18 protein-coding genes and 1 pseudogene are annotated in these 18447 nt (G+C 37.9%); 9 read left to right on the top strand and 10 right to left on the bottom strand.

Translation table 11 applies throughout. The features are described from left to right. The first annotated feature begins 363 nt into the window (after positions 1 to 363). A complete protein-coding gene (locus tag ACFS6I_RS09755) occupies positions 364 to 831 on the top strand; it encodes a ferritin-like domain-containing protein (protein WP_380920021.1) in 468 nt (155 codons plus the stop codon). 105 nt (positions 832 to 936) lie between these two features. On the opposite strand, the pseudogene ACFS6I_RS09750 reads toward ACFS6I_RS09755, so the two are convergent. Beyond that, positions 937 to 1425: pseudogene (locus tag ACFS6I_RS09750) on the bottom strand (ankyrin repeat domain-containing protein); the annotation flags it as partial. Positions 1426 to 1700: 275 nt separating this feature from the next. Here ACFS6I_RS09750 and ACFS6I_RS09745 point away from each other — a divergent pair. After that, positions 1701 to 2168 (top strand): ferritin-like domain-containing protein, encoded by a 468-nt coding sequence (locus ACFS6I_RS09745; protein ID WP_380920020.1) that lies wholly within the window; start codon positions 1701 to 1703, stop codon positions 2166 to 2168. A gap of 126 nt (positions 2169 to 2294) precedes the next feature. Here ACFS6I_RS09745 and ACFS6I_RS09740 read toward each other — a convergent pair whose 3' ends face one another. Beyond that, positions 2295 to 3215, bottom strand: coding sequence for a hypothetical protein (locus ACFS6I_RS09740; protein ID WP_380920018.1), 921 nt, complete (start codon positions 3213 to 3215; stop codon positions 2295 to 2297). A gap of 684 nt (positions 3216 to 3899) precedes the next feature. On the opposite strand from ACFS6I_RS09740, the gene ACFS6I_RS09735 reads away from it, so the two are divergent. Then, on the top strand, positions 3900 to 4757 hold the full coding sequence (locus ACFS6I_RS09735; RefSeq protein WP_380920016.1) for a bestrophin family protein: 858 nt from the start codon (positions 3900 to 3902) through the stop codon (positions 4755 to 4757). 158 nt (positions 4758 to 4915) lie between these two features. On the opposite strand, the gene ACFS6I_RS09730 is transcribed toward ACFS6I_RS09735, so the two are convergent. The 4 genes from ACFS6I_RS09730 to ACFS6I_RS09715 form a co-directional block, all read right to left on the bottom strand. After that, positions 4916 to 5404 carry a PA2169 family four-helix-bundle protein gene (locus ACFS6I_RS09730; RefSeq protein WP_380920015.1) on the bottom strand — a complete coding sequence of 163 codons (489 nt, stop codon included), beginning with the start codon at positions 5402 to 5404 and terminating at the stop codon, positions 4916 to 4918. Between the two features lie 110 nt (positions 5405 to 5514). Beyond that, complete coding sequence (locus ACFS6I_RS09725) at positions 5515 to 6024, bottom strand: DinB family protein (RefSeq protein ID WP_380920014.1); 510 nt, start codon at positions 6022 to 6024, stop codon at positions 5515 to 5517. Positions 6025 to 6200: 176 nt separating this feature from the next. Beyond that, positions 6201 to 7994 carry a glycoside hydrolase family 15 protein gene (locus ACFS6I_RS09720; RefSeq protein ID WP_380920012.1) on the bottom strand — a complete coding sequence of 598 codons (1794 nt, stop codon included), beginning with the start codon at positions 7992 to 7994 and terminating at the stop codon, positions 6201 to 6203. After that, positions 7972 to 10236 carry a bifunctional alpha,alpha-trehalose-phosphate synthase (UDP-forming)/trehalose-phosphatase gene (locus tag ACFS6I_RS09715; RefSeq protein ID WP_380920010.1) on the bottom strand — a complete coding sequence of 755 codons (2265 nt, stop codon included), beginning with the start codon at positions 10234 to 10236 and terminating at the stop codon, positions 7972 to 7974. Before ACFS6I_RS09715 ends, ACFS6I_RS09720 begins: the two co-directional genes overlap by 23 nt. Before the next feature lie 669 nt (positions 10237 to 10905). Here ACFS6I_RS09715 and ACFS6I_RS09710 point away from each other — a divergent pair. Then, entirely contained in the window at positions 10906 to 11409 is a 504-nt protein-coding gene (locus ACFS6I_RS09710; protein ID WP_380920008.1) for a CinA family protein, read from the top strand. Positions 11410 to 11417: 8 nt separating this feature from the next. On the opposite strand, the gene ACFS6I_RS09705 is transcribed toward ACFS6I_RS09710, so the two are convergent. Next, the gene (locus ACFS6I_RS09705) at positions 11418 to 13598 is read right to left on the bottom strand and encodes a GAF domain-containing sensor histidine kinase (protein ID WP_380920006.1); all 2181 of its coding nucleotides are present in this window, start codon (positions 13596 to 13598) and stop codon (positions 11418 to 11420) included. 362 nt (positions 13599 to 13960) lie between these two features. Between ACFS6I_RS09705 and ACFS6I_RS09700 the strand changes: the two genes are divergently transcribed. From ACFS6I_RS09700 to ACFS6I_RS09680, 5 genes are all read left to right on the top strand, one after another. Beyond that, the gene (locus ACFS6I_RS09700) at positions 13961 to 14575 is read left to right on the top strand and encodes a hypothetical protein (RefSeq protein ID WP_380920004.1); all 615 of its coding nucleotides are present in this window, start codon (positions 13961 to 13963) and stop codon (positions 14573 to 14575) included. 2 nt (positions 14576 to 14577) lie between these two features. Continuing rightward, the gene (locus tag ACFS6I_RS09695) at positions 14578 to 15234 is read left to right on the top strand and encodes a response regulator (RefSeq protein ID WP_380920002.1); all 657 of its coding nucleotides are present in this window, start codon (positions 14578 to 14580) and stop codon (positions 15232 to 15234) included. Between the two features lie 152 nt (positions 15235 to 15386). After that, positions 15387 to 15608, top strand: coding sequence for a hypothetical protein (locus ACFS6I_RS09690; protein WP_380920000.1), 222 nt, complete (start codon positions 15387 to 15389; stop codon positions 15606 to 15608). An 11-nt stretch (positions 15609 to 15619) separates the two neighbouring features. Beyond that, positions 15620 to 15784: a hypothetical protein gene (locus tag ACFS6I_RS09685; protein ID WP_380919998.1), complete on the top strand. Its 165-nt coding sequence runs from the start codon at positions 15620 to 15622 to the stop codon at positions 15782 to 15784. 211 nt (positions 15785 to 15995) lie between these two features. Further along, positions 15996 to 16880, top strand: a complete 885-nt coding sequence (locus tag ACFS6I_RS09680; RefSeq protein WP_380919996.1) for an SDR family oxidoreductase — start codon at positions 15996 to 15998, stop codon at positions 16878 to 16880. A 76-nt stretch (positions 16881 to 16956) separates the two neighbouring features. On the opposite strand, the gene ACFS6I_RS09675 is transcribed toward ACFS6I_RS09680, so the two are convergent. The 3 genes from ACFS6I_RS09675 to ACFS6I_RS09665 form a co-directional block, all read right to left on the bottom strand. Beyond that, positions 16957 to 17421, bottom strand: coding sequence for a hypothetical protein (locus ACFS6I_RS09675; RefSeq protein WP_380919994.1), 465 nt, complete (start codon positions 17419 to 17421; stop codon positions 16957 to 16959). Positions 17422 to 17457: 36 nt separating this feature from the next. Further along, positions 17458 to 17964 (bottom strand): pyridoxamine 5'-phosphate oxidase family protein, encoded by a 507-nt coding sequence (locus ACFS6I_RS09670; protein ID WP_380919992.1) that lies wholly within the window; start codon positions 17962 to 17964, stop codon positions 17458 to 17460. Positions 17965 to 18055: 91 nt separating this feature from the next. Then, entirely contained in the window at positions 18056 to 18316 is a 261-nt protein-coding gene (locus tag ACFS6I_RS09665) for a hypothetical protein (RefSeq protein WP_380919990.1), read from the bottom strand. Positions 18317 to 18447: the final 131 nt, after the last annotated feature.

The following is an 18447-nucleotide window of genomic DNA, read 5'->3' as shown; positions in this document are numbered from 1 at the left end:
GCTATTTTTATCTATGAATAAGTTGCAGTACCTCCATCGATAGAAATAAATAATTTTATATCGCATTTATTGGAGGCGAATTAATGATCATATCAAGTTCGGTTAAAGCTAATATTTAATTGACTTAGTCATAAAAATTAAATTCGGGTCACAGCATAAGATGATGTGACCTTTTTTATTTACTCAAATTAGTCTCTATGTTGAGTAAACTTTATGACCATTTTATTTGATTAAGGTCGTCCTAGACAGAGGTGATTAATACGCAACTCCTGTGTTAATACCCTAAATCAATGCTGTAATGAACTATCGCTCCAACGACCTGTTCTTTTTCTATAACTGTTAACTGAACTAAAATTAATTATTATGGAAAATACCTTGAACAACCCGGATATCATCAACGACTTGATAAAGATTAATAATGATCGCATAGCGGGCTATAAAAGAGCTTTAGATCTTGCTCATGGTTTAGAACTTGATACGCTGCGCCATATTTTTGCAAATAACATCTTACAATCTGAACGCTTTATTGAAGAACTGACACCTTACGTGATACGAGAAGGAGAACAACCTACAGATGAGACGATGTTAAGTGGAAAGCTGTTTAGAATGTGGATGAGTATTAAAGGAAATATTGTCGGAAACGATAGACACAGTTTGCTTGAAAGTTGCGAAAAGGGAGAAGATGCGTTTAAAGAGATGTATAAAAAAATACTTGTAGAGGATGTCAACGATTTATCATTGGGCGCATGTAATAAATTATTAGAACAATTGAGCAAACAATCTGAATCGCACAATGAAATTAAAAGCTTACGCGATAAGGTAACATCATAAATCAATATTGGATGGAAAAATGAGTAGGAAGCAGCGTTGAATGCGCAATTAAAACAGAAATACCCGGTCTTTCCGGGTATTTCTGTTTTAAATATTAAAGCGCTTTTAATTTTGTAATAGCGCTAATGCAGTCTCATTACCTTGTTGGACCGCCAGATCTGCGACGGATAAGCCTCTTGCGTCGAGAATACTTTTATTAGCACCGCGCTCTAATAAAAGCTGTAAAATCTCGTTTCTTCCAAACATCGCCGCAAACATGAGCGCAGTACCGCCATTTCCATGTTGCTGATCGAGATGAGCACCATGATTAATCAACAGTTCGGCAATTTCTTTATAACCTTTAAATGCTACGCCCATCAATGCCGTGTTTCCTCCGTTATCTTGTGCATTGACATGTGCACCTGACTTCAGTAATAATTGCGCGGCTTCGTATTGGTTATTATAACAGGCAATAATAAGTGGACTAAATCCTTTGTCATCTCGACTATTCAGATTTGCTTTTATGCGAATGAGTTCTTCCAGTACTTCAATGTTGCCCGTCCTTGCGGCGTGAAAAATAATGTGCGTATCCTGTATCATATCATTTTTATTTAAGTCTTCCTTTTTATAACAATAACATTCTAAAGCTGTTTTAGTTGACGTTAAGAATTAATTTATGAAATTTTCAAAAGCTGTATTTCTTTGACGATTGACGGCTGATTTTGACCAGTATTGGTATCATTATTTGATAAAAAATAGTGAAAAAAACTTTGTAATGTAATTTATTACCAATTGGTCGTGTTAATACTTGAAATCAGAAAGTCCGTGAACTCCTCTGCAGATGGGTTGTTATCCTTGTACAAATATTTTATAAAGTAACTCAATGTAGTATGGAAAATCACTTGAACAACCCAGAAATTATCAATGACCTGATTAAAATTAATAATGATCGGGTGGAAGGTTATAAAACAGCTTTAGATCTTTCGCATACACTAAGTTTAGATAGCTTACAGCAATTATTTGCAAAATATATCTTACAATCACAGCATTTTATCGAAGAGCTGAAACCTTTTGTCGTTTTGGAAGGTGAACAACCGACTGATGCTACTATGCTGAGCGGTAAATTGTTCAGAATGTGGATGAACGTGAAAGTAACCATTGCTGGTAATGACCGAAAAAGTTTATTGGAAAGCTGTGAAAAAGGAGAGGATGCGTTTAAGGAAACCTACAAAAAAATTCTACAAGAGGATAATGATCAATTATCAATCGAGGTGAAAAATATACTTTTAAAGCAGTTGGATAAACAGCTGGAAGCACATGATGCCATTAAGATGTTGCGCGATGAGGTAACGTTGTAAATCATGGATAATAAAAATTGAAACGGTAATCCCCGCTGAATAAGCGATTAGCATTACGATCATAAAAATACCCGGTCATGCCGGGTATTTTTTTATTTTAACGTTTTTAGTAAAAGCTGAATTAAATTATTTCAGGCTTGTTAATGCTTTGGAATTTCTCAATAAAAAAACATATTGAAAATAATCTGTTGTAAAAGTGTCCTTTTGAGGAACAATATTTTCACCAAAAACTCTCGATTTTATACGGATTAAGTGTTGCGATTTTAGATAAGGAGAGTTCTCTGAATTTAATTTGAAAAGTGTAATAGCATTCGGTTTACTCAATTCTTTTAAATCATTGATTCCCTTTACAAGTTGTAATGGACCATCTGCATTACTCCAATCTACTCGTTCATTTTCTGGCGTGGGAAATTGCGGAATTTTAGGAAGGTACATTTCGCTGTCTAAGGTATAGCTAACAAAACTCGTGGTTTTTATACCCGATTTTTTTAGTTCAGAAGCGAATGTTTGTTTTCCATTTTCAGTTGTATTTTGCAATACATGGAAATAACCAAAAAGACCGTAGAATTTTTCATTTTCAAGTTTTAAATGTTTGATTGAATTCTTAAAATTAATGACCATTGCCGAATCTCTAGCCACTTTTGAATGATCATCAACATTCTTGTCAACTCCTATTACTGTAATTCTTGATGAGTCGGTTAGTTGTTGATTATAATCGTAAATAGCATTCCATTTTTCCAAAAGCTCCTGACTTGATTGTTGCGGAATTCTTTTACGGATTGCCAATACAACGTCCTTTAAAGTTTCTTGATTTTTTAAGCTATCTGTCAGGAAATTATTCAGTTTTGCAGCTGCTATGCTATCCATTTCTGCAATGTAATATTTAACACCCACTTTTTTATTTAAAAAAAAAAGCAACTCCCTGTCCAATGTCTGATTGTCAGCGTAGCCATGAATTTCTCCCAAAAGAAAAACGTTTGATTGATAAAAATCATCATCAAATAATTTGTCATTAATTGAATTTGTGATTTCCGTATTATTTTTCATTAGATAGCTTATATTATCCTCATTTTTAGATTCTAAAAATAATCTATTGCTAATAAAAAAATATAAGATAAACAGTACGCAAAGACTTATAATAGTGATTGATATGAATTTAAGGACTTTTAAAAATTTCTTCATGTGTATTTTGTTGATTTTTTGATTTAAAAGTATTGTCAATGAAACGTTTACTCAAAAACGAATTACTGATTGTTGGTTAGTTTATAATTGTGATGTTGGTTAAAATTACCGCGTACCGTTTAAGGCTTGATGTTTATGCTTACTTGTTTCATTTTAAGTTTAATAATGCTATAATTTCTTGCGCTGACAAATGTATGATTTTTGAATTTTCTTCACACACTTCAAGTTCTAAAAAATTATTATCTGTCCAACATTTGGCTTTGCAAGTTCCATCTTCATATTTGTCGGCTATAATTTTATTAAGATTTTTAAATTTTAGAGGCAGTATTTGTCAATTACGTTTGATTTAGTCACGGCCGGTTATGGCATAAAGCACTATACACAAATATCCAAAAGTTTTACTAAACCGAGAAATGAAATAGTAATTACTATGCATGTGCCTATATCGCTACAAAATTCAAAAAAATATGATCTTGTCGGAAACAGAATATAAATACTATTTGTTAAGTTATTATGATCTTAAACTCTTCTAAAATTCCCTTTCGTTATATGTTTAACAAAGTTAAAAGGGAAGTGGCTTTAGTGGCCATTATCGGCTTAATTTTTAATGGATTGACTTATATTTTACATGATGAACTTCCGGATATGCCCTTAGGTGTTCCTGCATTTTTAGGTACCGCAATATCGGTGTTATTGTCTTTTAAAATGAGCCAATCGTACGAACGATGGTGGGAAGCGCGTAAGGTCTGGGGGGCTATTGTCAATGACTCGCGGTCGCTTGTCATCCAGATGCAGAGTTACCTAGGGCCTGAATATAAAGGTGTCATCAAAGATATCGCCTACAAACAGATTGCCTGGTGCTATGCATTAGGAGATTCTCTTCGCGACCTCAATCCGCTAGCAAGACCCTTGGAATTGACACCGGAGGATCTCGATCACTTACAGGAGCATCGGAATGTGCCCTTGGCAATTACCCAGATGCAGGCACTTGCCATCAAGGACTTATCAGAAAAGCAGGCGATGCCGGATTTTTTCCGTGTTCAGCTGGATCAGACCTTGGTACGTCTGGTAGATGCGATGGGCAGGGCAGAACGGATCAATTCTACTGTATTCCCTGTCACTTACCGCCTTTTTCTTCACGGAGCGATCTATCTCTTTCTCATTACCCTATCGATAGCAATACAGGATGTCAGTGCAATTTTTGAGATTCCGCTCTTGGTATTGATCGCCGCGTTGTTTTTCTTGGCTGATAAGACGGCCTATAATCTTCAGGATCCCTTTCGCAATCGACAAAGTGATGTGCCGGTTACAGCAATAGCCCGTAATATTGAAATCAATATCAAACAATTGCTTGGAGAAGAACATATTCCGGAGCCCTTGAAGCCAAAGACATTTTTTATACTGTAGTGGCTGAAATAGCAGTTTGATGATCAGGAAAGCAGTTTCTGGGTTATGGAACTAGGAAGATCAATTCACGTATCCTAAAAAAATAGTTATTAAAGCAAGCATACATTGGTGCTTGCTTTTTTTTACGCATTACAATCTTTACAAATAATTTTAAAGGATTAATGCGTTGATGATAAACAATTTGCTAAATTTTTGTCCCGCAGGCTTTTAATATGATCGTGAGCCTGAAGCTGCAGTATAGCCTGATGGCGAATGAGGCGCTCGGCTTCTAATGTCAGCACTTCTTTTTCTTCTAAGGTGTGATGATACACGCGCTTGTAGATGTCTTCTCTTTTTTCGCAGTCGTTTAATATACTCTGGATCGTATCCTCAACAAAGCTATTCTTCAGATCCAGCCACATGTTGCGTAATTTACTCGATATAGTGGTGCTTATCTGCGGAAATTCGCTAGCCTCATAGACAAAAGGTTTGAGGTCTGTAATAAATTGATCAGACTGATCACGGTATTGTCTTAAATACTTATCAATATCGTTGTGTATATCTTTTGGTAAAAGTTCAATATATTTGGTGTAACCCGCAATTCGGTCATTATTGGCCTCTATTAAATTATTTAACAGATAGGCCTGTTCCTGCAATAAATTTTCCATCTTGTATGCGCTTAATCTTTATTTAATAGACAATCTAAAAGACTTTTAGTTCATAATTTTCACATCAGGTAAATGTTAAATTGCTCATTTTAAGGCGATATTATGAATAATTAAGCCATCTGATTGATTTCTCTCATTTTTAAGAATTTAATCGTTATGCCCATCTGTCCGAGATGGTAGAGGTCATGATGGATAAGTCCTATTACTAAATATTGGTAATCGTGCGGAAATGCAGGACCTGCGTAAGGGTAGGGTGTCGATAGAAATACATCGTCTTTGCCTTCCAAGAAGTAGATGATGCTTTGTTGTGTGCTGTGAAATTCCTGTAGCATGTTTTTCCATCCTTTTTTGGCGAGCGCCGCATTGGTTCGCCAATTTGCCGAATCGGTCATTTCAAGTCCACGGGGATTTCCATTTAAACGGCTGAGCACTTCTTTGCGCCATTCGATCAAATGCGACATTAATTCGGCGATGCTGTGCATGTCCGGTAGCGGACGCTCGAAAGCGGTCATGTCATTTACTTCTGCAAGCTTTTTGTCGAAGTTTTCATCGATCCATAGATCAGCATTTTTGACATCTTTCAATTGCTGTATCATGTTATTTATCAATGTTTTATCCATAATTTCCTTTTTAAGTTGTCATGATTTTAAAATTATAAAAGATCGTAATGAAGTGCGACAGCTATTTCACAGCAACAACCTGGGTTTATTTTCATCATCTTAATAAAAATGGCATAATAGAAATTGAGCGTAAACCTCTTTTTCTATTATTCCATTTTTATTATTTGTAATAATGATTACAAGAATGCAGGATGATCCAGTTTAACCGCTATGCGGTTCGCTGCATTGACCAGACCCACATGACTGTACGCCTGCGGGAAATTGCCCCATTGACTGCCATCTTGTTCATCGACATCTTCACTGAATAATTTGAGGTGATTGCCGTAACCAATCAGCTGCTTGAACACCTGCTGTGCTTCTTCCAAACGACCTACACAAGCCAAGGCTTCCACATACCAAAAAGCACATACCAGAAATGTTGATTTCGGTTTTCCAAAATCGTCTTTATGCAGATAACGGTAAAATAAACCATTTTCTCCTTTCAGTTCTTTTTCCAATGCTTCGAGGTGGCGTTTTGCTTTATCGCTGGCTGGATCAAGATAATTCATCATGATCAGCTGTAGGGTAGAGGCATCTAAATTGGGGTTTTTCGTAGCCGTGGTATACACGCCGCGATCTTCATCGTAGCAGCTTTCAATATGAACACTGGCGCGCTCCCGTAATTCTTTTGCCTTAATTTTGATTTCTTCAAAACCGTACTGCTCGGCAATTTTTAAAGCTGCTGTAGCACCTGCCCACTGAAACAGATTGGAATAACAGTGTCTGTTTTCAAAATTGCGGAATTCCCAGATCCCAGCATCAAACTCATCGATGGTGCTTTCAATTTTATTCAGAATATAGTTGGTCCATGATTTGGCCAACCCGGTATTCTGATGGCTAAAACGGTGGTCGGTAAACATAGGGAGCAAGGCAAGTAGCGCCTGTCCGTACACATCATTCTGAATGTGCTCAAAAGCTTGATTACCCAAACGTACAGGCTTATTCCCTAAATATCCTTCCAGATGATCGAGTGTGGTTTCTGTCAACTGATGCTGCCCCATAATACCATAGAGCGGCTGCAGGCGTCCACGATCGGTCTGCGTAATGTTAGCAATGTAGGAAGCGTATTTTTCCATCTCTTCAAACTGCCCGATATGACTCAGGGCAGTCAGTACATAGTAGCTATCCCGTAACCAGCAGTAGCGATAATCCCAGTTACGGCCACTTCCCGGATGTTCGGGAAGACTTGTCGTGCTGGCCGCGATCAAAGCGCCTGTATCCTCATACTGATGAAGTTTAAGAACCAGTGCAGAACGAATGACTTCTTTCTGGCAGAATGGGGCGATGGAAGCATTTTTTACCCAGCGGTGCCAATAACTTTTAGTTCTGCTTAAAAAATCTTCTGCGGTTCGTTCTATCGGAGCCTCAAATGGGCTTCCGAATGTCATAACCAAATAAACAGTACTGCTCAGCACGTGCGGAATATCATCGAAAAAATGGCTGACAGGCATATTTGTGGCCAAGCGCATTCTGACGTCTTCTTGCTCAAATTGAATATGGTTGCTGCCCCGGTTCTTCGTGAATCCCTGTTTTCCGTATTGATATTTGGGGGTACAGCGCACCCTGATTTTCGGTCTTCCTGAGAGCGGTTCTACCTTACGGACCAACATCAGCGGCTTGTAATAGCGCTCGTACTGCTCAAACCGTGGTGCAAAATCGGTAATCCGATAACTGCCTTCTTCGGTTGTCAGCGTCGTACATAAAATATTGGTGTTTTCAATGTACTGCTGATCGGTATTCGTGATTTCTGAAGTGGGCAGGATCGAAAATTCACCACCATTTTCCTGGTCCAATAAACTTCCAAACACAAATGAATCTTCAAAGGTCGGCCAACACAGCCAGGTAATATTTCCGGTGATATTGACATGGGCAATGTAGGAACAATTGCCGATGATGCCACTGTTATATTTATGCTTCGGTGTTTTGGTCATAAGTTTCAATTTTTTTAATTTCTGAATCTGTTCCGTTGATCTGCTGCTGTTTTACTCTATTGTAAGCAAAGTATTCGATCAGCTGAACGGCTTCTTGCTGTGTATCTACATAAAACTGCGCTGCGGACTTTTTATTGCCCACCTTAATGGTAATCGCATCGGCAGGGAGTTCTAAGAACATATCTTCATCCGTAGCATCGTCACCGATCGCAAAGATAAAATCGGGGTTATAGCTATTGACGATTTCCATTGCTGCTTTACCTTTATTGAGTTCGCTGTTTTTGACTTCGATCACTTTATCGCCCATCAATAACTGCAAGCCATGTTGCTGTACTAAATAACGTAAGCTCTCCACTAACTCCAGTGCGCGAAGCTGCCCAAGTCCGGGCTGTGCTTTACGGTAATGCCAAGCTAAAGAATATGACTTTTCTTCAATGACACAACCAGCGGTGTTATTGGCAAATTTGGTCATGATATGTTTCACCGGGATTTTCCATCGCGTAGATAAGATTGCACCGCTTTGCCATTTGTGCGTCGGATAATTACTCCATGCCCCATGTTCTGCGACCAGATAATACTGTCTATCGGAAAACCAGCTGTCGAGTGTCTCATGTGGTCTGCCACTAATGATCACGACTTGACTGGCATCATTTTCCTGCAGCAGATTTAAGGTGTCGTAAAGCGATTCTGTAGGTATTGCCGCAGCGGCATCGTTTTGAAAACCGATCAGGGTGCCATCGTAGTCGAGGAAGAATAACCTTCTGGTTGCACGGTTATATTGATCGAGTATCGCGAGTTTGGTTTGCTCATTGATCCTTCTGGCCATTTCATTCTGCTGGAATAACTTGATTTCACGAAGTCTGCTGAAGAATAAGCGTACCCAGTGTCTGACATTGAATTTCTTGACAATTTCAATGCTGTCATTGAGACGCATACGCTGTTCAGCGACGGGCATCTTTAAAGCTTTATAAATCGCTTCGGTAACCTGATCTGTTGCATTCGGGTTGATGTGTATGGCCTGTGTCAATTCTTTTGCAGCTCCTGCCAATTCGCTTAAAATAAGCACACCATCAGTATTTTCCTTGCTGGCGATATATTCTTTACACACCAAGTTCATCCCGTCTCGTAGCGAAGTGATCAAGCAGATATCCGCAGAAACATAGAGTGCAGATAACTCTTCTAAAGGAAATGAATTGTAGAAATAGGCAATTGGGGTCCATTCATTGTTACCAAAAACAGCATTGATATGGCCGACGGTACGGTCTATTTCATCTAGTAATTGTTTGTACTGCGCAACATGATCCCGTGAAGGAACGACAATCATATAAAGAACCACCTGTCCTTTTAACTCAGGATATTTGACTAATAAATTTTCGTAGGCGAGCAAGCGTTCAATGATGCCTTTACTGTAGTCAAGGCGATCGATGCTCAGTATTATTTTCTGGTCTTTATAATAATCTTTTATCGAATGTGCACGTGTCTGAATGGGTTCGCTATTGGCGAGCTGAGAGAATTTATCAAAATCGATTCCCATCGGGTAGACCTCTGTAAAAATACTTCTTCCATCTGTGTGCAGACAATTGTTCTGTACATTCAGGCCAAGAATATGCGCACAGGAATTCAAAAAGTGCTGGGTATCATTGAAGGTATGGAATCCGATTAGATCGGCGCCAAGCAGTCCGTTTAGGAGCTCATTGCGCCAAGGGATGCTTCTAAAAACCTCATCATTTGGGAAGGGGATATGTTGGAAAAAACCGATGGCAATAGTAGGATACGATTTTCTGACCAATTGCGGCAGGAGCATTAATTGATAATCATGGATCCAGACTTCATCTTTTTCCTGCACATTTTGCTGATCTACAACTTGTGAGAATTTGGCGTTTACCTGTTGGTACATTTCCCAATCCGGTGTGCGGTATACAGCATAAGATGGTCTATAATGAAAAACGGGCCATAGGACCTCATTCGAAAATCCTTCGTAGTATCCTTTTAATTCCTCTTCGGTCAAAAAAACTGGAATAAGATTGTGTTCGGCCAATCCTTGGGTAATGATTTCTTCTTCTTGTGTATTTAAGGGAATAATTCCGGGCCAACCAATCCATATGTTTTCATCGCTCTTGTAAACGGAACCTAAACCTGTGGCCAGACCGCCCTCACTTGGGATAAACTGCAGTTCATTGTCTTTACGTTCAATGCGTATGGGTAATCTATTGGAAACGATAATTGTTCTTTTCTTATACATGGTTTTCTCTAATTTTTTGATGGTCTCCTTACAGATGACCATCTGTTGTTAACGGGCTCGATATTGACTAAGTTTTCTTCTAAAATGGGTTGTTAGTTTTCATGTATATGCCGGGACTGCTGCATACTTTTGCGTTATGCTTTGCGTTTAATGCCCCATGTTTTCGTTGAAATTGCCTTGGGCTTGGAAGCGTGTCATCTGTATTTTGCATCGTGATTATAATTGCTCTATTTATAAATTATGATGTGCTGTGATTTACTATTATCCGATGCAACTTGAGTCGTGCTATAAATGGATAGCGGTAAATTACAGCGATATACAAGCGAATTTCCAGCCAAAAAAGCCACTTTAGGAAGTGAAAAATAGGAGCTGGCGTTTCTAGGTATTTATACCTAGATCATGGGCGTTTTAAGTATAGGGCTTGCTTCACAGTGCATTAGCTCCTAGTCTTATAATTAAACGCTGTTTATAATGGGGGTGAGGACAAAATAAAATCTACTATTTAGGCAATTCATATAAAAATTGGGTATTTATACCCGTTAAAATAGCGATGCTGTCTACTAGTAAGTGAATTATTATCCTATGCGGAAATGATAAAAATGAACTTTTAATGTTCAGTGGTTGTTTGTAAGTAAAGATTTCACTTAGTACCACTAACAATTAAAATATATGATGGAATATATTGATACAACAACATTAGACAAAGTTGGTCAGTTTTTAAAAGATAACCAGCTTAAGGTCTTTATAGGAGAAAGTATGACGGGTGGTTTTCTCGGCAGTGTGCTGAGTATGCAGACGGACTCTGGGTCTTATTTCTTAGGAGGTATAACGAGTTATGCGACAAGTGTCAAAAAGTCTTTGTTGCAAGTGGATGAACATAGCATTTCTTACTTTACTCCTGAGTCTTCCGAAGTCACGTTTGAAATGCTGGAGGGGCTTAAAAAATTAGTGGAGGCCGATGTTTATGTGGCGATAACTGGGATGGCTTTTCCGGATTCTTCAACTGAACATCAAGCCGAGGTGGGCGATATCTTTATAGCCATATGCTTTAGTGGTATCCATATGCGAAAAACACTGCACTGTGTGGACTGCGATGCCGCCCAGATTTATATTACCGCAGTCAATCATATTATCCATGAGCTGTACCGATTCACCCTTGATCTGGATGAATAGCATTTCTCTTACAAATCATCTAAAAGCATACTGGGTGGGAATTCTTCAACAATAGGGAAGTAGAGGTAAACAGTAGTTCCTTTTTCTTTTTCAGAATCTATTTTGACGGTTCCCCCTAATCTTTCCATAATACGTTTTACTAAGGAGAGACCAACACCTGTTCCTTCTATATGATCCACGTTACTTCCCCTTTTAAAAATCTCAAATATGGTATGCAGGTTTTCTTTGGGAATACCAATACCATGATCTTTTATCTCATAACACACGTGTTCATCTTCAAAATAGCTGTCGATGTGAAGTTTTACGCCCGCTGTGCCAGGACTGTATTTGATTGCATTGCCGATGATGTTACTGAAAATCTGATATAAAGCACTTTTTTCACCCCATACCGGAAGCAATTTACCGTAATCAATCGTTGCTAAAGCGGGATTGTGGAGGATAATACTCTCTTTATAGATCTGATCCAACGTGTATGCCATCGGGATCGGATCTTTCGTAAAAGTTCCGGTTTTTCGTTGGGAAAGCAACACGACATTGTTGATGATACTTTCTATGCTTTCCGTGCTGGCGATCAGGTTGCTGTACCATTTTTGCAGTGCTGCAGGATTGAGAGACTGTTTACTGTTCTGTAGAAATTGGATCCCCATTTTGAGAATGGATAATGGGTTTTTCAAATCGTGGGAAAGTGTAAAGGTTAGCATCTCCAATTCATTGTTGAGTGCTAACAGCTGCTCACTCCATTGTTGTTTGTCTTTTAATTTTCCGACAATGGATTCCTTTAAAATTTGATTTAGACGTAGTACAAAACTGATTTCGACATCGTTCCACGGGGTAGCGATATCGTAATTAACACTTTCAGTGAGGTCTATATGTTTAATCCTATCGTTGCCATCTGTTTGGGGAGTGATATGCATCTCCATTACATTGCTCACGGTTTCTTTTCGGAACCAAATCAGGACCTGATCACTCAAAAGCCCTATTTTAAGGTACATAAGCCCTGCAAAAGGTAATTGTCCTTTAATCTTTTCCCCATGGCTTTCCCTAAAATTGTTATCCTTAAATAACGCTTTTTCGGAATGGGACTGAATAAAGTTTATAATTTCATATAACTGTGCTTTATTCGGGCAGATCCCGTGAAAATAAACATCACCCTGATTAAATATGGCCAGACCGTCTGCATTGACCATGTCCATGATGGTACCCATATGCTGTACAAGGGCACAATTGGCCGTCTTGTATTTTAATAAATCAATTTTCAGATTAACTTCAGCGTCTTTCAACAGTTTACCTCGTTCCAGCAGATCCTGATTGATGTAGTTTTCATATTTACTGGTAGCATTTTGGATCATAAAAGTACAGAGCTTTCGCTGCTGCAGATCGATATTCTTTTCTTTGTGATGATGCCCTATTAGAAGGCCCCAAAACTGTCCACCTACATGTATAGAAAAAAATAGGGCACTTGTCACTTCCTTTTCCGATAGGAAAAGCCGGTGCAGTTCTGGAACTGGAGCCAACTGACTCTCCAGTAGATTGATCTTTGGATCAATGGAATAGAACTGTTGCTGGTTATCCTGTAGATTAGGACTATAGCGGTATGAACACATGCTGTAATAGGGGAAAACCTCTTTCGGCATAAAGCTTTTCGAGAATTCCATATTCCGGTAATATGCTTTTCCATCTAATATGTCTTCTGCTATGACTTGGCTATAACCTGTCTCTTGCACCTGAACAACAAATACATGGTCATAATGGAGGATCCGGTTAATAGCGTGGCAGACCAGATCCCAGTTGTTAGGTTTAATGGTGTCTAAAAGGAAACTGAACTCATTTATTTTTTTTGCCGATGTATATTTTTTATACTGCTCCTCCCATTCGATAAACAAATGATCATCGTGTAAACTTAATTTAAGATAGATTCGTTTATGGGGTAATTTAAGAGGCAAGATTTGTCTCGGATATTTCTTATCCCGTATATTTTCCAACACCTGACATATTTTTTCAAAATGTTTTCCAAATAAATCAGCAAAATAGAAATCAAATTTAGATCCTAAAATAAGGGAATGTTCTGTCTGATGAATAGTATGAAGAACATTTTCGCTTACTCCGGTGATTTGAAAATCAAAATCAAGAACAATGAGGCTACCAAATTGTTGAATAAAATTAATGGGTAAGGGCACGTTGTTTTCCATTTTATTAATTGTGCTGGAGCATGGTATAAATTTAACAAAAAAAATAAATCACTTCCAACGGTGGATACAGTCTCGAATTATTAATTCTTAAAAAAAATTAAATGCTTTCTAAATATAAGGATTAAAATAGGAAAAACACTTTTTTTTATTTTAATCAATTTTTATCATTTTTTTTTGTACAAGCAGTACATTGCTTCTTGAAAATGAATTCATTATGCCGCATAGATATCAGAAATAGTTTTCAGCGTATATATACGTGTTGTAATTAAGTATAAATTTTTGTAGTAACGGTGCGATCTTTGCTTAAAGCTATCTGCATCTTTAAGTGTTATGTAAATAACCTTATTTCATGACATCAGAGTATGAACAAACGGGAGGAATTTTATAAAATAGTAATCAAGGAATATGAGAAGCGGAATTTGAAATATGGACAGGTTCTGAGGGAAAATATTGCCCAGGATCTATATGCAATACGCTTGAATTTGCAACGCTATGCGATGGAGCATGGTAACTCGGTTGAGTTGGATAATACAAAAAATATGGTCACCAACACGATCAGTAAAGTACAGCATTTATCAAACATTCTGTTAAATGGTGTTTTACGTGATTTTGGATTGAAAAGAGCCTTGGAAGATCATTTTCTGGCTAGCAATCCAAATAACGATATTGCTGTGGATAAGCAAGTGAACGACTTGGATTTTAGCTGTCAGTTGCTCGTATTTCATATGGTCAGGTATGTTGTCTCGGCAATTGTAACAGACGAACTACCGTTTTTAGGGATTCATCTATATGCCGATGATCATGATTTATATCTTGAAGTATATGGACTTAACAATACTTATATAGATAAACTTAAACAAAGCAATAGAAAAAAAATTAAAAAACTGCAAAACCGCGTTAATCTGCTTGAAGGATCACTAACATTTGCAAGTGACAATCAAGGGAATAAGATAGTAGTTATTGTAAAACTAAATTAAATATGGTTAAAATTGTTATAGCTGAAGATCATCTAGTTGTCCTCAATGGAGTGAAACTATTATTGGAATCGCAATCTGATCTGGAAGTTATTGATCAGGGAACGAATGGTAATGAGGTATTGGAAATCATGAGCAAAGGGAATATTCCAGATGTTCTGATAACCGATATTAATATGGCAGATATGGATGGGCTGGAACTCATATTAAAAGTGAAATCGCAGTACCCGTCCGTAAAAATAATTGTTCTCTCCATGTTAAATAGTTTACAGCATGTCTTACAAGCTTTTAAGAATGGTGCGAATGGTTATCTCGTCAAAAATGTGGGATATGAGGAAATGCTGTATGCCATTCGACATGTTGCTAACGGTGGACAGTTTATCTGTGAAGAAATTAGTTCGATCATGCTCGATACTTTACAGAAATCACCTACTGCTTTTTTAAATATTGAGCAGATCATGGAGAAAATGGGTCTTTCGGAAAGAGAGATGGAAGTACTGGAGCTAATTGGTGAAGGCTATACCAATATGCAGATCGCTGATAAATTATTTTTAAGCAAACGTACTGTTGAAGGGCATAGACAGAATTTACTGGAAAAAACTGGTGTAAAAAATACGGCTGCGCTGATTAAATATGCGATTAGAACAGGCTTAATGCAATAATTGAACAAAGAAGGTTAACAATAAACAATAAATGAATAGAAGCACAGGTATTAATACTTGTGCTTCTTTGTTTTAATGCGTGTATCGCACTATGTAACAAACAATAAGCCTGACATAGGCGTTATTTTATATATACATCAATTTATAACACTATGAAAAACTTCAGAATAGCGGCATTATCGGGAATCATATTTTTAGGTATAATGGGTTCATGTCAGAATGACTCGAAAAGTAACAACAGTGAAGGTAATAGTAGCACGATTGCTCCATCCGCAGGTGATGAAACACGCTATAATTTAAGCGAACAACAGGAAATGACTTTGCAGGGCGATACGATTAAAATAGATTCCACAAAAAGTGATTCTATTAAATAACTTAAGAAATCATGGAAAACAATTTAGATAATAAGACTAATTTCTCAGAGGAAGAAGTCCCAAAGGAAGCACATGAAGAACAGGGTGATAAGCCTGCTGCCAAAACGATCCCATGGGCAATTTGGATTGCAGTAATTGTTATGATCATTGTCTTCCTTTATATGTGGCAACGATAATTTTTACATCAGGCATTCCACATCGGCATTGTTTAAATTTTTAGGTTGTTAGCGCCAACCTGCAAATCAGGTAAAATACAGTGTTGATTGTGGAATGCTTGCTTTTATCACGCGCTGGATTCGATTCTTATAACCCAATATAAGAAATTATGCCTACCTGATTTAATCTTTTGTATTGGACAATTAACAAATTTCACTAAAAATTATTCTTATGAAAGTAACGACGTCAAAACATCCTGTGTATCCGCAACCGCCATTTAAGAAGCAGGATCAGCCTGTGCCAGGCGTATCTAAGAAAATGGATCCCGTGCCGGACCATGGAGAGAAATCATATATTGGAAATAATCTGTTAACCGGGCAGGTCTGCTTAATCACAGGCGGAGATTCTGGTATCGGTAAGGCGGTTGCCATAGCCATGGCAAGGGAAGGTGCTGATATTGCAATTATCTATCTGGATGAAATCGAAAGTGAAGATGCTGCTGATACAGCGAGCTGGATTGAAAAGGCTGGAAGGAAAGCTTTACTGATTCAAGGAGATATACGAGAAGAATCTTTCTGCGAGTCTGCTATTAAGCATACGATAAAGGAACTTGGAAGACTGGATATTTTAATTAACAATGCTGCCTATCAGATGAGTTATAAATCTATAACCGATATCTCTGCCGATGAATGGAATAAAACATTTGAAACGAACGTGAGCGGTATGTTTTATCTGACCAAACATGCCAAGCCGCATCTGCCCAAAGGTGGGAGTGTGATCAATACGACTTCTGTCAATGCTTATGATCCTAATCCGTCACTATTGCCCTATGCAGCGACGAAAGCGGCTATCCAGAATTATACCGCAAGCCTTGCGCAGCAATTTTTTGAGGACGGTTCAGATATCCGTGTCAATGCTGTTGCGCCCGGACCGGTGTGGACACCACTGATTCCGAGCACCATTCCTGATCATGAAAAATTTGGTACCAATACACCGATCGGCCGACCTGGTCAGCCTGCGGAGCTGGCACCTATTTATGTATTTTTAGCGTCAGCTGCGGCTTCCTATATTTCTGGAGCAACAATACCGGCTACCGGAGGCCGTGTCACCATCTAATATGGTGCATATATAAACACAAAAAAAAGGCTAGCATTTCTATAAATGCTAGCCTTTTTTTTATCTGACCGAAAGACTATACTGCTCCGCGTGCGGCAGCTAAACAGTCATCACCATATTTTAAAATATGATCTTTATCCTGAGCGGAAATTTTCTTTTCTAAGAATGCTTTCTCCACATCAGTTCTGTCTTCAATGATATCTTTTTCCGCTTCAACAATATCATCGTTTGTCTTGGCATTGATACGATCTACAATTGACTTACCTAAGTCTGAAGCCAATTCTTTAGCTTTATCATTTGATAAAGCAGGCATCGCAATTTTGGCTACTGCTGCGTTCGCTGCGGCCATATTGGAATAGACTGTTTTTTCCATATCAATATTTGCCGCTTTATCAGAAGCTTTTTCAGCATCAGTGGCAGCATCCATTGCTTTCTCTTCTGTCTGCTCCATTGCTTTTTCTGCTTTTTCTTGTGGTGTGTTGTTACATGCGTATAACGTAGCGGCAGATAACGCCATTGTCAATAATGCTACTTTTCTCATAATATATGTGTTTTTGTGAATTTCTATTTTTTTTACTTACACTAGGATGTCACCTTCTCGTCCTTGATCACCCAGATCGCCACCAATGGCATTAATCAGTGTGACTGCATAGGAAACAAGCTTATGATATTTGGTATCCCAGTAATGTGCTTTCTCCGGAACGATCTTAAATAAAATGATATTTGGATCTTCACGGCCTTTTTCAAACCAGCCTTCTACAAATTTGTTCCAGTACTTGTCAATTCTTTGTTGGTCATCAACAATTTCAGCACTTCCGTATAAAGCGAGATATTCCATAGAAGAAGGATCTGAAAAATACAGCTGAACCTTTTTGTCACGGCTTATATTTTTGTACTTATCGCTTTGTTTGGATGCAAGAAACCAGATATTACCCAAATCGTCCACTTCTTGAACACTCATGGGAGTGGATTCGAATGGTGGCTGACTCAGATCGGTACAGAAAAAACAATAGTTGATGCCTTCTGCAAGCTCTTTAATTTTCAGTTGAGCTTCTTCTCTGTTTATAATATTCTCTTGACTCATATTAATGACGTTAAATGTTTATTTAAAATGATATTTGGATATCTTTTGCGATAACTAGAAATAAGGAGATGCAATTTGATCTCAAACTATTTTATCTTCTGGATTTTAATAAATCGGTCGGGCAGGAACTTTTGTCACCATCCAACATCGACAGCAATCCACTTTTTTTATGTGTTGATCCGCAGTATTTCCATATAACAAGGGCTACAATTGCTCCACCTAACCAGAAGAGATTCTTATTACATTTTGCTTTTTTCTCTTTTCTAAAAGCTTCTTTACCGTAACGATGTGGGGAAGTGCCACTACTTTCGTTGACTTGTTCAAATTCTTCTTTTAATTGTGAGTTTTTCATGATTGAATCTTTTTTGTTATTTTTTTAGCTATTGCGCTTCATTAATAAAACAACTGGTGAAGGGTAAAAGTTTGTTTTAAACTTAAAAACACATTTTTTGACTGTCTAGTCAGTTGTTTTTATGAACCTAT

Source organism: Sphingobacterium anhuiense, assembly GCF_042686355.1.
Classification (GTDB): Bacteria; Bacteroidota; Bacteroidia; order Sphingobacteriales; family Sphingobacteriaceae; genus Sphingobacterium; species Sphingobacterium anhuiense.
Note: the sequence above shows the minus strand (reverse complement) of the source record. Positions and strands in the feature narration are given on the sequence as shown.

Coding starts and splice junctions, on each gene's coding strand:
- ACFS6I_RS09745 (WP_380920020.1), top strand. CDS start 1,701: ATGGAAAATCACTTGAACAACCCAGAAATTATCAATGACCTGATTAAA.
- ACFS6I_RS09680 (WP_380919996.1), top strand. CDS start 15,996: ATGAAAGTAACGACGTCAAAACATCCTGTGTATCCGCAACCGCCATTT.
- ACFS6I_RS09690 (WP_380920000.1), top strand. CDS start 15,387: ATGAAAAACTTCAGAATAGCGGCATTATCGGGAATCATATTTTTAGGT.
- ACFS6I_RS09700 (WP_380920004.1), top strand. CDS start 13,961: ATGAACAAACGGGAGGAATTTTATAAAATAGTAATCAAGGAATATGAG.
- ACFS6I_RS09715 (WP_380920010.1), bottom strand. CDS start 10,236: ATGTATAAGAAAAGAACAATTATCGTTTCCAATAGATTACCCATACGC.
- ACFS6I_RS09710 (WP_380920008.1), top strand. CDS start 10,906: ATGATGGAATATATTGATACAACAACATTAGACAAAGTTGGTCAGTTT.
- ACFS6I_RS09685 (WP_380919998.1), top strand. CDS start 15,620: ATGGAAAACAATTTAGATAATAAGACTAATTTCTCAGAGGAAGAAGTC.
- ACFS6I_RS09695 (WP_380920002.1), top strand. CDS start 14,578: ATGGTTAAAATTGTTATAGCTGAAGATCATCTAGTTGTCCTCAATGGA.
- ACFS6I_RS09675 (WP_380919994.1), bottom strand. CDS start 17,421: ATGAGAAAAGTAGCATTATTGACAATGGCGTTATCTGCCGCTACGTTA.
- ACFS6I_RS09730 (WP_380920015.1), bottom strand. CDS start 5,404: ATGGAAAATTTATTGCAGGAACAGGCCTATCTGTTAAATAATTTAATA.
- ACFS6I_RS09755 (WP_380920021.1), top strand. CDS start 364: ATGGAAAATACCTTGAACAACCCGGATATCATCAACGACTTGATAAAG.
- ACFS6I_RS09725 (WP_380920014.1), bottom strand. CDS start 6,024: ATGGATAAAACATTGATAAATAACATGATACAGCAATTGAAAGATGTC.
- ACFS6I_RS09670 (WP_380919992.1), bottom strand. CDS start 17,964: ATGAGTCAAGAGAATATTATAAACAGAGAAGAAGCTCAACTGAAAATT.
- ACFS6I_RS09705 (WP_380920006.1), bottom strand. CDS start 13,598: ATGGAAAACAACGTGCCCTTACCCATTAATTTTATTCAACAATTTGGT.
- ACFS6I_RS09665 (WP_380919990.1), bottom strand. CDS start 18,316: ATGAAAAACTCACAATTAAAAGAAGAATTTGAACAAGTCAACGAAAGT.
- ACFS6I_RS09720 (WP_380920012.1), bottom strand. CDS start 7,994: ATGACCAAAACACCGAAGCATAAATATAACAGTGGCATCATCGGCAAT.
- ACFS6I_RS09740 (WP_380920018.1), bottom strand. CDS start 3,215: ATGAAAAATAATACGGAAATCACAAATTCAATTAATGACAAATTATTT.
- ACFS6I_RS09735 (WP_380920016.1), top strand. CDS start 3,900: ATGTTTAACAAAGTTAAAAGGGAAGTGGCTTTAGTGGCCATTATCGGC.